Genomic DNA, 12,537 nt, shown 5'->3' on the forward strand with positions numbered 1-12,537 from the left:
CGCGCTCCGGTGGTCTGATCCCCGTTCCCGGCCCTGTGCGGCGCCGGGGATTCGTGGTGCGCGCCCGTTCTCGGAACCAGTCCCCTTGACGGTCTTCGACGACGGAAGTTCACGACTGTGCCGAATCGCCTGTCCGCGCCCGCGCGCGCCCGCCTGACCTCTCCCGCTCCCCGTTCTCCCCGCCGCACCCGCCCGTTCGACGGGCCGGTGCCGATCCTGGCCGCCGCCCTACTGTGGGGCACCACCGGGACGGCCAGTTCGCTGGCGCCCGCCGGTGCCCCGGCGGCGGGGATCGGGGCCGCCGCGCTCGTCCTCGGCGGGGCGCTGCTGTTCCTCACCGACCGCACCGCCTGGTCGCTCCCCCGCGCCTGCCGCGCGGGGGAGCGGTGGCTGTTGGCCCTCGGAGCCGTGGCCGTGGTGGGCTACCCGCTCACCTTCTACCCGGCGGTGACCCGCACCGGGGTCGCCGTCGCCACCGTGATCGCCCTCGGCAGCGCGCCGGTGTTCACCGGGCTGCTCGGCTGGCTCGCCCGGCAGGGCCGCCCCGGCGGGCGCTGGACCGGGGCCACGGCGCTGGCCGTGCTCGGCTGCGCGGTGCTGGTGCTCGGTCCCCAACTCACCGGCGGGGGAGCGCCGGTGGACCCGCTGGGCGTGCTGCTCGCGGCGCTCTCCGGGCTCTCCTACGCGCTGTACTCGCTGGTCGCCGGGCGACTGATCGCGGCCGGGCGCCCGTCCGCCGGAGTGATGGGCGCGATGTTCGGCGCGGCGGCCGTACTGGTGCTGCCGGTGCTCGCACTGGAGCCGCACGGCTGGCTGGCCACGGTGCGCGGCGCGGGCGTCGTGCTGCACCTCGGGGTGATCACCACCTTCCTCGCCTACCGCCTCTTCGGCCACGGCCTGCGCCACACCTCGCCCCAGGCCGCCACCACCCTCACCCTCGCCGAGCCCGCCGTCGCCGCCGTCCTCGGCGTCGCCGCCCTGGGCGAACGGCTCCCCGCACTCTCCTGGTCCGGCCTCGCCATCCTGGCGGGCGGCCTGGCCGCCCTGACCCTCCCCACCCGCCGCTAGCCGGATCGCCACGGGCCGCGCAGGAAGTCGGACCCGCCGACTTCCTGCGCCACCACCCTTTTCCTGCTGCGCCCGGGCCGTACCGACCCTGTCTGGCCGCCGCTGGTCCCGTACTTCGACGCGGTCATCGTTCCAGGTCTGCGGCCATCGGCCTCACCCTCCGGTCGCCGAGTCGGTCGGAACCGTCGAAGTGGCCGGCGCGGTGATCAACATCAGCTTCTCGGGTTCGGATACGGCCGAGAAGCCGGCACGTGCGTAGACCTCGTGCGCGTCCACCGTGGAGAGCATCAACCGCTTCAGTCGGTAGGGCGCCAGCGCCGCGACGACCGAGTCCGCCAGCCAGGTGCCGATGCCCCGGCCTCGTGACTCGCGGGCGACGTAGACGTCGCAGAGCCAGCCGAAGGTGGCGTAGTCCGTCACGACTCGGGCGAACGCGACTTGCTCGGCGGTGTCCGGGGTGTAGACGCCGAAGACGAGTGAGTGCGCGATCGACTGCGCCACGGTCTCCCGGCTCCGGCCCAGGGCCCAGAAGGCGTCGGTGGAAAGCCAGTGGTGTACGCGGTCGAGATCGATGCGCGCGGGATCGGTGTCGAGGGTGAGGCCGTCTGCCCTGGTCGTGATCACGGCATCCGATCGTACGGGTCCGACGCCGGTCAGATGCCGAAGTGGGCGGCGATGCCGTCGAGGACGCAGTCCAGGCCGGTTTCGAAGTGCCAGTCGGGGTCGTCCTTGCGGGTGGCCTGGTGCAGGTACTGCTGGTAGGCGGGGTAGCGGCCGGTGCCCATCAGGTAGGACATCCGGGGGGCGAGGCCGACCCGGGTCTCGTCGCCGTCGGACCAGCCGCGGGAGCGGCGCAGGTCCTGGAGGGCGATGTCGGTGGCGGACGAGCCGTGGACGTAGATGGCGACCGTGCGGAAGATCGCCATGGTGGTGTCGGCGTCCAGGCCGTGACCGGCGAGGGCGGCGAACGCGCGCTCGGGGACGGCGAGTTGGTGGGGGCTGAGGGAGAACGGGGTGGCCGCCCGGGCGATCCAGGGGTGGGCGAGGCTCATCGCCCGCAGGTGGACGGCCAGGGCGTGCATGGTGGTGCGCCAGTCGGCGGCGGGGGCGTCCAGGGGGAGTCCGCCGTAGACGGAGTCGACCATCAGCTCGATGAGTTCGTCCTTGCCGGAGACGTACCGGTAGGCGGCCATCGGGGCCACGCCGAGGGCGGTGGCCAGGCGGCGCATGGTGACGGCGTCCAGGCCCTCGGTGTCGGCGATGGCCACCGCGGCCTCGGCGATCCGCTGCGGGGTGAGGGTGCTGCGCGGCGCGGGGGCCGGGCGGTCGAGCCGCTCCCAGAGCGAGGGCTGCGGCTGGTCGTGGTCGTCCCCGGTGGGGGCCTGCTGGGCGGGCATGGGGGCGGGCTCCTTCCGGCTGGGGAGTTCCACCGTACCACTCCGCGTGTACAACGTATTTGTCGAGTGGACGGCGTACGCGCCAGTGTGTACGTTGTATCTCGCGCCGATACGGCGTACACGACATCCCGGAGGGGGATCCCCATGTCCACGGAGCAGAACCTCGACGTCGCCGTCGTCCTCGGCAGCACCCGGAACGGCCGCTTCGGCCCGGTCGTCGCCGACTGGCTGATCGGCCACCTGGAGGCCCGCGGCGACATGACCGCCGACCTGGTCGACCTGGCGGCCACCCCGCTGCCCACCGTGATGCCGTCCTGGGGCGTCGAACTGCCCGAGCAGGAGCGTGAGTTGCTCGCCGCCGTGTCGCCCCGGCTGGCCGCCGCGGACGCCTTCGTCTTCGTCACGCCCGAGTACAACCACAGCTTCCCGGCCCCGCTGAAGAACGCGATCGACTGGCACAACCAGCAGTGGCACGGCAAGCCGATCGCCTTCGTCTCGTACGGCGGGCTCTCCGGCGGCCTCCGGGCCGTCGAGCAACTGCGGGTGGTGATGGCCGAGTTGAACGCGGTGACGATCCGCAACACGGTCAGCTTCCACGGCGCCGCCCAGGCCTTCGACACCGACGGCAAGCCGAAGGACCCGGCCGCCGACGCCGCCGCCAAGACCATGCTCGACCAGCTGGACTGGTGGGCCCGGCCGCTGCGGGACGCCCGGCGGGCCCGCCCGTTCACCGTCTGAGCCGGACGGTGAAGGGGGAACGGCCATGACCACGGAACGGGCCACCGAACGGGCAGAGGAACGGACCACCGAAAATCACGAGGAACGGGCCGAGGCGCGGGGCCGCCCGCCCCTGCTCGGCGTGCTCGGACTGATGCTCGGCATCTTCCTCGCCGCCCTGGACGGCCAGATCATCGGCACCGCCCTGCCGACCGTCGTCGGCGACCTCGGCGGGCTGGAACACCTCGCCTGGGTGGTCACCGCCTACCTGCTCACCTCCTCCGCCACCACCCCGCTCTGGGGCCGGCTCGGAGACCTGTACGGGCGCAAGGGCGCCTACCAGTGGGCGGTGGCGGTCTTCCTGCTCGGCTCGGTTCTCTCCGGACTCTCGCAGGACATGGGCGAGTTGATCGCCTTCCGGGCGCTCCAGGGGGTCGGCGCGGGCGGGCTGATGGTCGGCGCGCTCTCGGTGCTGGGGGTGCTGGTGCCGGCCTCCGAGCGGGGCCGGGTGCAGTCGGTGGTCGGCGTGCTGATGCCGATCGCCTTCGTCGGCGGGCCGCTGCTCGGCGGCCTCCTCACCGACCGGCTCAGCTGGCGGTGGGCCTTCTACGTCAACCTGCCGGTCGGGGTGTTCGCCCTGGTCGCGGTCGGCGTCGCGGTGCGGCTGGAGAAGACCGAACGGGTCCGCGCCCCCTTCGACTGGGCCGGGGTGGCCCTGCTGACCACCGGCATCCTCGGGCTCACCCTGGTCAGCAGCTGGGGCGGGACGGCGTACCCGTGGACCTCGCCGCTGATCCTCGGGACGGCCGTGGTGGCCACCCTCGCGCTGGCCGGCTTCGTCCGCGCCGAACTGCGCGCCCCCGGACCGCTGATCCCGCCCGCGCTGTTCCGCAGCCGCAACTTCACGGTGGCCCAGGTGCTGGGCTTCCTCACCGGCGCGGTGATGCTCGCCCTGATCGGCTACCTGCCGCAGTACCTCCAGTTCGTCCAGGGCGCCTCGCCCACCACCGGCGGGCTGCTCCTGCTGCCGCTGATGCTCGGCATGATGGGCACCCAGCTGGTCACCGCCCGGCTGATGGGCCGGCCCGGCGGCGAACGGCGCTACCCGCTGCTGGGCGGGGCGCTGGCGGCGGTCGGGGCCGCGCTCCTGCTGCTGCTGGGGACGGACACGCCGGTCGTGCTGGCCTCCGGGCTGACGGCGGTGGCCGGGATCGGCATCGGACTGCTGATGCAGAGCACCCTGCTGACCTCGATCGGCGCGGTCCCGCGCGAGGACATGGGGGCGGCCATGGGCGTGGTGACCCTGCTGCGCGGCATCGGCGGCTCGCTCGGGGTGGCCGCCCTCGGCGCGGTCTACACGACCCGGCTGACCGCGGGCCTGGAGGCGCGGCTTGGCCCGGCCGAGGCGGCCCACCTGACCGCCGGCGGCGGACTCACCCCGGCCTCGCTGACGGGCCTCCCGGCGGCCGTCCGGGACGCCGTGGGCACGGCGGTCACCAGCGGGCTGCACGGCACGGTGGCCGGCGGCGTCGCCCTGGCGACGGTGGCGACCGCGGTCGCCTGCCTGGCCCGCCCGACCCCGGCCCCGGCGCCGCAGACCCAGCCCGAGGCGTCCGCGACACCGGCGAAAGCCTCATCGACCCGGCCCTAGGACCGCCTGCCCATGGCGACCCGGACCTCCAGGGAGCCAGCAGGGAGAAAATGCCCCCGGACGGCACGGGGTTCCGTCCGGGGGCCGGTCGTCACCGACTCGGAAGCGGGGGCGTGCCACCGCCGCGACCGGCCGCAAGCGAGCCGGCCCGGCGGTGGGTGCTGCTCGCTAGAGTGGAAGGCGCTCGCCGGCAGCTCCCGTGGAAGCTGTCTGTCACACGGTGCAGCGGAGGAGGAGTCGATGACCGCACAGCCCGCCGAGCCCCACCGCGCGCGTCCCCGGACGCAGGACGAGATCGGGGCCGCACTGCCGCCTTCCCAGCGGATGGCTTTCTACCGCGACATGGGTTCCGCCGACGAGGACGAGATCGCGGGCGTGCTGCGTCGCTGGCGACTCCGGTTGGAGATCTACGTCGATCCCGCCACGGCCCGTGTGCACGCCGCCGTCCAGCAGGGGACGGCCCCTGGCCGGGCCCTGTCGGCCGTCCTCAGGGAGCTCGGGCCGAGGTGAGCGACTGGGACGACCATCCCGAGGGCTTCTGACGCCTCACTGCCCCATGTGATCGCAGCGGTGGCCGAGCGTCCGGAGGTCGCGGTGTCGTCGCTTCGGGGAAGGCCTGCAGCCCCTGGCCGGGTTCCGCCGGCCAGGGGCTGCACAACACGTCTTTCCTAGCACTCGATGATCAGCACTCGATGACGTTCACGGCGAGGCCGCCGCGCGAGGTCTCCTTGTACTTGATCTTCATGTCGGCGCCGGTCTCCTTCATCGTCTTGATCGCCTTGTCCAGCGAGACGTGGTGGCGCCCGTCGCCGCGCAGCGCCATCCGGGCCGCGGTGACGGCCTTGACCGACGCCATGCCGTTGCGCTCGATGCAGGGGATCTGGACCAGGCCGCCGACCGGGTCGCAGGTGAGGCCGAGGTTGTGCTCGATGCCGATCTCGGCGGCGTTCTCGACCTGCTCGGGGGTGCCGCCGAGGACCTCGGCCAGGCCGCCCGCGGCCATCGAGCAGGCGGAGCCGACCTCGCCCTGGCAGCCGACCTCGGCGCCGGAGATGGAGGCGTTCTCCTTGAAGAGCATGCCGATGGCGCCGGCCGCGAGCAGGAAGCGGACGATGCCGTCGTCGTCGGCGCCCGGGATGAAGTTCAGGTAGTAGTGCAGGGTGGCGGGGATGATGCCCGCCGCACCGTTGGTCGGCGCGGTGACCACCCGGCGTCCGGAGGCGTTCTCCTCGTTGACCGCCATCGCGTAGAGGGTCACCCACTCCATGGCGTTGGCCGGCCCGATCCCCTCGGCGCGCAGCGCCCGCGCCGCGGCGGCGGCCCGGCGGCGGACCTTCAGCCCGCCCGGCAGGATCCCCTCGCGGCTCATGCCGGCCCGCACGCACTCCTGCATCACGGACCAGATCTCCAGCAGCCCGGTGCGGATCTCCTCCTCGCTGCGCCAGGCCTTCTCGTTCTCCAGCATCAGGCCGGAGATCGACAGCCCGGTCTCCCGGCTGAGCCGCAGCAGTTCGTCGCCGGTGCGGAAGGGGTACTTCAGCGCGGTGTCGTCGGGCTTGACCCGGTCCGCGCCGATCGCGTCCTCGTCGACGACGAAGCCGCCGCCGACCGAGTAGTAGGTCTTCTCCAGCAGGGTCGAGCCGTCCGCCGCGAACGCCCACAGGGTCATCCCGTTGGCGTGGTACGGCAGCGAGCGGCGCCGGTGCAGGATCAGCTGGGTGTCGGGGTCGAAGTCGATCGGGTGCTCGCCGAGCAGGCTGAGCCGCTTCTCGGCGATGATCCGCTCGACGTCCTTGTCCGCCTGGTCGACGTCGACGGTGCGGGGCGAGTGGCCCTCCAGGCCCAGCAGGACGGCCTTCGGGGTGCCGTGGCCGTGGCCGGTGGCGCCCAGCGAGCCGTACAGCTCGGCGCGTACGCCGGTGACCCGGTCCAGCAGGCCCTCGGAGCGCAGGCGGCGGGCGAACATCCGGGCGGCACGCATCGGGCCGACGGTGTGGGAGCTCGACGGGCCGATGCCGATGGAGAAGAGGTCGAAGACACTGATGGCCACGGGGGGACGTCCTTGTCGGGTCTCGTGGAAGGACTTGCGGGCAGGGGCTGACACGGGACGGGGCACCGCGCGCACTGTCCAGTGTGCGCGGTGCCCCGGGGTCCCAGGTACACCGGCGGAGTGAGGCCGGTCACCTAGGCCCTGTCCGGCCGATCTTGCCGGACAGGACCTGAGCCCGAACGATCACCGAGGCGATCAGAGGTTCGGGTAGAGCGGGTACTTCTCGGCCAGGGCGGTGACCCGGGCCTTCAGCGCGGCGGCGACGGTCTCGTCGAAGCCGGGCTTGAGCGCCTCGGCGATGACGTCGGCGACCTCGCGGAAGTCCTCGGCCGCGAAGCCGCGGGTGGCCAGCGCCGGGGTGCCGATCCGCAGGCCGGAGGTGACCATCGGCGGGCGCGGGTCGTTCGGGACGGCGTTGCGGTTGACGGTGATGCCGACCTCGTGCAGCCGGTCCTCGGCCTGCTGGCCGTCGAGCTGGCTGTTGCGCAGGTCGACCAGGACCAGGTGGACGTCGGTGCCGCCGGACAGCACGGTGGCGCCGGCCTCGGCGACGTCGGCCTGCAGCAGGCGCTCGGCCAGGATCCGGGCGCCGTCCAGGGTGCGCTGCTGGCGCTCCTTGAACTCCTCCGAGGCGGCGACCTTGAAGGCGACGGCCTTGCCCGCGATCACGTGCTCCAGCGGACCGCCCTGCTGGCCGGGGAAGACCGCGGAGTTGATCTTCTTGGCGTACTCGGCCTTGGACAGGATGACGCCGCCGCGCGGGCCGCCCAGGGTCTTGTGGGTGGTGGTGGTGACCACGTCCGCGTACGGCACCGGGTTCGGGTGCAGACCCGCGGCGACCAGGCCGGCGAAGTGCGCCATGTCGACCATGAGCAGCGCGCCGACCTCGTCGGCGACCCGGCGGAACGCGGCGAAGTCCAGTTGGCGCGGGTAGGCGGACCAGCCGGCGATGATCAGCTTGGGCTGGTGCTCCTTGGCGAGGCGCTCGACCTCGGCCATGTCGACCTGGCCGGTCTTCTCGTCGACGTGGTACGCGGCCACGTTGTAGAGCTTGCCGGAGAAGTTGATCTTCATGCCGTGGGTCAGGTGACCGCCGTGGGCCAGGCTCAGGCCCAGGATGGTGTCGCCCGGCTGGATCAGCGCGAACATCGCGGCGGCGTTGGCCTGCGCGCCCGAGTGCGGCTGGACGTTGGCGTGCTCGGCGCCGAACAGGGCCTTGATCCGGTCGATCGCGATCTGCTCGACCACGTCGACGTGCTCGCAACCGCCGTAGTAGCGACGGCCGGGGTAGCCCTCGGCGTACTTGTTGGTGAGCACCGAGCCCTGGGCCTCCATGACGGCCACCGGGGCGAAGTTCTCGGAGGCGATCATCTCCAGGGTGGTCTGCTGGCGGTGCAGCTCGGCGTCGACCGCGGCGGCGATCTCCGGGTCGAGGGCGTGCAGGGACTGGTTCAGAACCGTCATGGTGTGGTCTTCCCGGGAGGAGAGCGGAGGGACGGTGGAGCGGGGCGGCCCGGCCTGCGGCGGACCGCCCCCTGGGGCGACTCAGCCCTCGGCGTGGGTGAGCGCGTTGTACTGGTCGGCGCTGAGCAGCTCGTCGGTCGACTCGACCCGCACCTTGAACAGCCAGCCGCCCTCGAACGGGGCGCTGTTGACCAGGGCGTTGTCGTCCAGGACGTCCTGGTTGACCTCGACGACCTCGCCGGTCACCGGGGAGTACAGGTCGCTGACCGACTTGGTGGACTCCAGCTCGCCGCAGGTCTCACCGGCGGTCACCGCGTCGCCGACCTCGGGCAGCTGCACGTAGACGATGTCACCGAGCGCGTCGGCGGCGTGCTTGGTGATGCCGATCGTCGAGACACCGTCCTCGGCGGCCGTCAGCCACTCGTGCTCCTTGGTGTACTGCAGGTGCTGGGGGTTGCTCATGGCGTCATTCTCCAGGATGGGAAGCGGGTACGACGCAGCGGGCCGCCGCACGGACGGCTCCGACGTGCGTCGATGGGAAAACGGCGGGGCCGGGACGGCCTCGGCGGTGGGTCAGCGGGCGCGCTTGTAGAACGGCAGCGCCACGACCTGGACCGGCTCGTGCTTGCCGCGCACGTCCACCGCGACGGTGCCGCCCGGGGTGGCGTGGGCCGCGTCCACGTAGGCCATCGCGATCGGCTTGCCCAGCGTCGGGGACGGCGCGCCGGAGGTGATCCGGCCGATCGGGGCACCCTCGGTGGAGACCACGGTGTACTCGGCGCGCGGCACCCGCTTGCCCTCGGAGACCAGGCCGACCAGCACCTTCGGCGGGTTGGTCTCGGCCGCGGCGGCGGCCTGCTCCAGCGCCTTGCGGCCGACGAAGGCGCCCTCGTTGGTGGTCTTGTCGAAACGGACGACCCGGCCCAGGCCGGCGTCGAACGGGGTCAGGTCGGTCGACAGCTCGTGCCCGTACAGCGGCATGCCCGCCTCCAGGCGCAGCGTGTCGCGGCAGGACAGGCCGCACGGGACCAGGCCGCGGCCCTCGCCGGCCGCCGTCAGCGCCTGCCAGACCGACTCGGCGTCGGCCGGGGCGCAGAAGATCTCGAAGCCGTCCTCGCCGGTGTAGCCCGTCCGGGCCAGCAGCACGTCCTGGCCGGCCACCGTGGCCGGGAGGATCGCGTAGTACTTCAGACCGGGCAGGTCGGCGTCGGTGGTCTCGGTCAGGATCGCGGTGGCCTCCGGGCCCTGCACGGCGATCAGCGCGTAGGTGTCGCGGTCGTCCGTGACGACGGCGTCGAAGCCCTTGGCGCGGGCGATCAGCTCGTCCAGGACCAGCTGGGCGTTGGAGGCGTTGGCGACGACCAGGAAGGCGTCCTCGCGCAGGCGGTAGACGATCAGGTCGTCCAGGATGCCGCCGTCCTCGGCGCAGATCATGGTGTAGCGGGCGCGCAGCTCGCCGAGCGCGGAGACGAAGCCGACCAGCGCGTGGTCCAGCATCTCGCCGGCCTGCGGGCCGGTGACGGTGATCTCGCCCATGTGCGAGAGGTCGAACAGACCGGCCCTGGTGCGGACGGCGAGGTGCTCCTCGCGCTCGCTGCCGTAACGCAGCGGCATGTCCCAGCCGGCGAAGTCGGTCATGGTCGCGCCGAGGGCGCGGTGCAGCGCGTCGAGCGCGGTCAGGCGGAGGGACGACATGGCCAGGAACTCCTCGGTCGGGGCACTCAGGGGTGCACGCGCCGGACCGGGCCCGTTCGGGGCCGACCCTGCGCGCGGGCATGCGGCGGCGTGGGTCTCCCCATCTGTCGTCGGACCTGAGAGCTTCACCGCCGTCCGCCCTCGGCTGTGACCAGCACCAGCTGGTTCCAGCATCGGGGACGGGACGGCGGCTTGCACCGTGGGTGGGCGCACGACCGGGCCGTGCGCCGCTTTCCAGATGTGCCTAACCCGCGCGGTAGGGGGGCCTGAGAGATTCCGGGGAGGACTTGCTCCTTCGGCGCCGGCTGTGCCTCCTGAGGGGCACTCCGGGCTCTCCCGCGCGGGTTCGAGCGGCCGGTGTGGAGTTGTGGGGGCCCGCGGCGCATGCCGTCGGACGCGCACATCATGGCACGTCCGCGCGCACTAGGGGAGAGGGGACCCGGTCACATACAGGGGAGGAGGGCACCGGGACCGGACAGGCAGGCGAACACGAGCCCTAAACTTCTCCGCGTCGGCGCAGCAGTGGGCGGCCGACCTTGCACGAGGGCGGATCGCGGCGCATGGGGTACCCGGTGGAGCAGCAGCAGGGGTGGGGCGGGCCGGAGGCGGCGCCGACGGGCGGTGCGTGGCCGGCGAACGAGCTGGAGCAGGTGCTGACCGCCGCGCTGGGGGACCCGGGGGCGACGCCGCGGGTGATCGAGGTGCTGGCCCGCAGCCAGGTGTGGATCCCGCTGCCGGCCGGGGGCGACCCGGGCGGGCAGGGACTGGACCTGCCGACCGTCGAGCTGGCCGGGGCCCCGTACGTGCCGGTGTTCTCCTCGCAGGAGGTGTTCCTCCAGCAGGCGCCCGGGATGGCCTTCGCGGTCGCCCCGGCCTGGGAGTTCGCCCGCGGGCTGCCGCTGGGGGTGGGGATCGCGGTCAACCCCGAGGCGGCGGTGGGCATCCCGGTGCCGCCGCAGGGCGTGGCCGAGCTGCGCCGCGGCCCGCGGGACGACCGCTGGGAGCACACCGAGAACGCGCCCGGGGCGCCGGCCGGCGGCCGGGTGGCGCTGCGCGAGCCGGTGCCGGGCGAGGATCCAGAGCACTTCCTGGCCGCCTGCCGGGCGGAACTGTCGGCCCTCCCCGGGGTGTTGACCGCACGTCGGGCGCTGGCCAGCGTCGAGGGCGAGCCGACGGTGATGTTCGTGGGCGTCCAGCTGGACCCGGCGGCCCCGGCCGACCCGGGTGCGGTGAACGAGGCGCTCGGGCGGGCGTTGGGAACCGCGCCGCTGCCGGGCGGCGTCCACCTCGTACTGCTCGACCTCGTCGACGACCCGGTGGTCGAGTGGCTGCTCACCCAGGTCATGCCCTTCTACTCGCGGGTGTGAGCGGGGTTCCATCACAGGCACGTCGCCGTGGCGGTGGCCGGTGCCGCGCCATAGGGTGCGTGCAGGCGGCTGACGGGCCGGCGGGTTCAGGAAAGAGGCGCGGCGAGGTGGGCGCATGAGTGCGGGAACGGGAGCGGGCGGGGTGCCGGGGCCCTGGGGCCAGGCTCCGACCGGGCGCCCGGGAGCGGATCCGGGCGCGTTGGAGCAGGTGCTGCGCGAGGTCGCGCCGGAGCGCTTCGACGCGTACGAGCGGCTGCTGCACGCGCTGGCCGAGGGCCGGGTCTGGATGCTGCTCTGGCACGGCACCCCGGGCAGTCCGGACGCGCAGTACGGGAACATGGAGATCAGCGGCCACGGCTACGCGCCGGCCGTGACCTCGCCCGAGCAGCTGGCGGCCTCGGGCTGGGCGCGGGCCCACGAGGTCATCTCCGGGCCGGAGATCGCCGCTTCGCTGTACCGCACCCGCTGGGGCCTGTGGCTGAACCCGCACGCCCCGGGCGGCGGGGTCGGGGTGCCGTGGGCGGACCTGCGGCGGATCGCGGCGGGCCTGGACCGGCTGCCGGCCGGTCCGTTGCAGCTGAGCGAGCCGCAGGTGAACGCCCAGCAGTTCTTCGCGCTGCTGGAGCGGCAGGCCGGTGAGGTGCGCGCGGTGCGGGCGCTGCGCCGGGCCTGGGTGCGGCCGGCGGTGGGGGAGCCGTACCTGGCGATCGGCCTGGACCTGTACGAGAGTTCGCCGCCGGCCGTGGAGGCGGTGCGGGCGCTGATGCAGCGGGCGATCGCGGTGGCCCCGGAGGGGCTCGCGGTGTCCACGGTGGCGATGGCGGACGAGTACGACCCGGTGGCGCTGTGGATGCGCGCCAACGCGCGGCCGTTCTTCGACCGGGAGGCGGGGCGGCCGGCGTCCGGTCCGTACCCGCAGGTCTCGCCGTCGTACCCGGGGCAGTCGCTGCCCGGTCAGCCGGGGCCCGGTCAGCCGATGTCGGGGTACGCCCCGTACGGCACCCAGCCGCCCGCGCCGGGTTGGGGGCAGCAGCCCCAGCGGCCGTGGCCCGGATACCCGGGCCGCTGATCGGCGAAACCCCGGGACTCGATAAAACCTTTGGCATGGAGCCGACTTGATTCGCCATC

Annotated in this window: 12 protein-coding genes and 1 riboswitch; of the genes, 6 read left to right on the forward strand and 6 right to left on the reverse strand. The window is 73.4% G+C overall.

The features are described 5' to 3' along the window. The first annotated feature begins 117 nt into the window (after positions 1-117). A complete protein-coding gene (locus ACIP4P_RS21295) occupies positions 118-1,068 on the forward strand; it encodes a DMT family transporter (RefSeq protein WP_400920599.1) in 951 nt (316 codons plus the stop codon). A gap of 153 nt (positions 1,069-1,221) precedes the next feature. On the opposite strand, the gene ACIP4P_RS21300 is transcribed toward ACIP4P_RS21295, so the two are convergent. Beyond that, positions 1,222-1,692: a GNAT family N-acetyltransferase gene (locus ACIP4P_RS21300; RefSeq protein WP_400920601.1), complete on the reverse strand. Its 471-nt coding sequence runs from the start codon at positions 1,690-1,692 to the stop codon at positions 1,222-1,224. Between the two features lie 29 nt (positions 1,693-1,721). Continuing rightward, the gene (locus ACIP4P_RS21305; RefSeq protein ID WP_400920603.1) at positions 1,722-2,465 is read right to left on the reverse strand and encodes a TetR/AcrR family transcriptional regulator; all 744 of its coding nucleotides are present in this window, start codon (positions 2,463-2,465) and stop codon (positions 1,722-1,724) included. A gap of 144 nt (positions 2,466-2,609) precedes the next feature. Here ACIP4P_RS21305 and ACIP4P_RS21310 point away from each other — a divergent pair, with 144 nt between their 5' ends. From ACIP4P_RS21310 to ACIP4P_RS21320, 3 genes are all read left to right on the forward strand, one after another. Further along, positions 2,610-3,203: an NADPH-dependent FMN reductase gene (locus ACIP4P_RS21310; protein WP_400920605.1), complete on the forward strand. Its 594-nt coding sequence runs from the start codon at positions 2,610-2,612 to the stop codon at positions 3,201-3,203. A gap of 25 nt (positions 3,204-3,228) precedes the next feature. After that, positions 3,229-4,833: a DHA2 family efflux MFS transporter permease subunit gene (locus tag ACIP4P_RS21315; protein ID WP_400920607.1), complete on the forward strand. Its 1,605-nt coding sequence runs from the start codon at positions 3,229-3,231 to the stop codon at positions 4,831-4,833. Positions 4,834-5,073: 240 nt separating this feature from the next. Further along, positions 5,074-5,343, forward strand: coding sequence for a hypothetical protein (locus ACIP4P_RS21320; RefSeq protein ID WP_400920609.1), 270 nt, complete (start codon positions 5,074-5,076; stop codon positions 5,341-5,343). Positions 5,344-5,515: 172 nt separating this feature from the next. On the opposite strand, the gene ACIP4P_RS21325 is transcribed toward ACIP4P_RS21320, so the two are convergent. The 4 genes from ACIP4P_RS21325 to gcvT all read right to left on the reverse strand — a co-directional run bounded on the left by ACIP4P_RS21325 (position 5,516) and on the right by gcvT (position 10,042). Continuing rightward, entirely contained in the window at positions 5,516-6,883 is a 1,368-nt protein-coding gene (locus tag ACIP4P_RS21325; protein WP_350516693.1) for an L-serine ammonia-lyase, read from the reverse strand. Between the two features lie 195 nt (positions 6,884-7,078). After that, complete coding sequence (gene glyA, locus ACIP4P_RS21330; RefSeq protein WP_400920612.1) at positions 7,079-8,347, reverse strand: serine hydroxymethyltransferase; 1,269 nt, start codon at positions 8,345-8,347, stop codon at positions 7,079-7,081. 81 nt (positions 8,348-8,428) lie between these two features. Then, positions 8,429-8,809, reverse strand: a complete 381-nt coding sequence (gene gcvH, locus ACIP4P_RS21335; protein WP_400920614.1) for a glycine cleavage system protein GcvH — start codon at positions 8,807-8,809, stop codon at positions 8,429-8,431. Between the two features lie 111 nt (positions 8,810-8,920). Continuing rightward, positions 8,921-10,042, reverse strand: coding sequence for a glycine cleavage system aminomethyltransferase GcvT (gene gcvT, locus ACIP4P_RS21340; protein ID WP_400920616.1), 1,122 nt, complete (start codon positions 10,040-10,042; stop codon positions 8,921-8,923). Positions 10,043-10,286: 244 nt separating this feature from the next. Continuing rightward, positions 10,287-10,391: riboswitch (glycine riboswitch) on the reverse strand. Positions 10,392-10,602: 211 nt separating this feature from the next. Between gcvT and ACIP4P_RS21345 the strand changes: the two genes are divergently transcribed. After that, positions 10,603-11,409 (forward strand): enhanced serine sensitivity protein SseB C-terminal domain-containing protein, encoded by an 807-nt coding sequence (locus tag ACIP4P_RS21345; protein ID WP_400920618.1) that lies wholly within the window; start codon positions 10,603-10,605, stop codon positions 11,407-11,409. Between the two features lie 208 nt (positions 11,410-11,617). Next, a complete protein-coding gene (locus ACIP4P_RS21350; RefSeq protein WP_400920704.1) occupies positions 11,618-12,478 on the forward strand; it encodes an enhanced serine sensitivity protein SseB C-terminal domain-containing protein in 861 nt (286 codons plus the stop codon). The last annotated feature ends 59 nt before the right edge of the window (positions 12,479-12,537 follow it).

Origin of the sequence: Kitasatospora sp. NPDC089509 (assembly GCF_044749365.1) — a bacterium.
Lineage (GTDB): Bacteria > Actinomycetota > Actinomycetes > Streptomycetales > Streptomycetaceae > Kitasatospora.

What these genes read in the sequence shown, in the direction of transcription:
- ACIP4P_RS21305 (WP_400920603.1), bottom strand. Translation starts at nt 2,465, where the DNA reads ATGCCCGCCCAGCAGGCCCCCACCGGGGACGACCACGACCAGCCGCAG.
- ACIP4P_RS21310 (WP_400920605.1), top strand. Translation starts at nt 2,610, where the DNA reads ATGTCCACGGAGCAGAACCTCGACGTCGCCGTCGTCCTCGGCAGCACC.
- ACIP4P_RS21315 (WP_400920607.1), top strand. Translation starts at nt 3,229, where the DNA reads ATGACCACGGAACGGGCCACCGAACGGGCAGAGGAACGGACCACCGAA.
- ACIP4P_RS21320 (WP_400920609.1), top strand. Translation starts at nt 5,074, where the DNA reads ATGACCGCACAGCCCGCCGAGCCCCACCGCGCGCGTCCCCGGACGCAG.
- glyA (WP_400920612.1), bottom strand. Translation starts at nt 8,347, where the DNA reads ATGACGGTTCTGAACCAGTCCCTGCACGCCCTCGACCCGGAGATCGCC.
- gcvH (WP_400920614.1), bottom strand. Translation starts at nt 8,809, where the DNA reads ATGAGCAACCCCCAGCACCTGCAGTACACCAAGGAGCACGAGTGGCTG.
- gcvT (WP_400920616.1), bottom strand. Translation starts at nt 10,042, where the DNA reads ATGTCGTCCCTCCGCCTGACCGCGCTCGACGCGCTGCACCGCGCCCTC.
- ACIP4P_RS21345 (WP_400920618.1), top strand. Translation starts at nt 10,603, where the DNA reads ATGGGGTACCCGGTGGAGCAGCAGCAGGGGTGGGGCGGGCCGGAGGCG.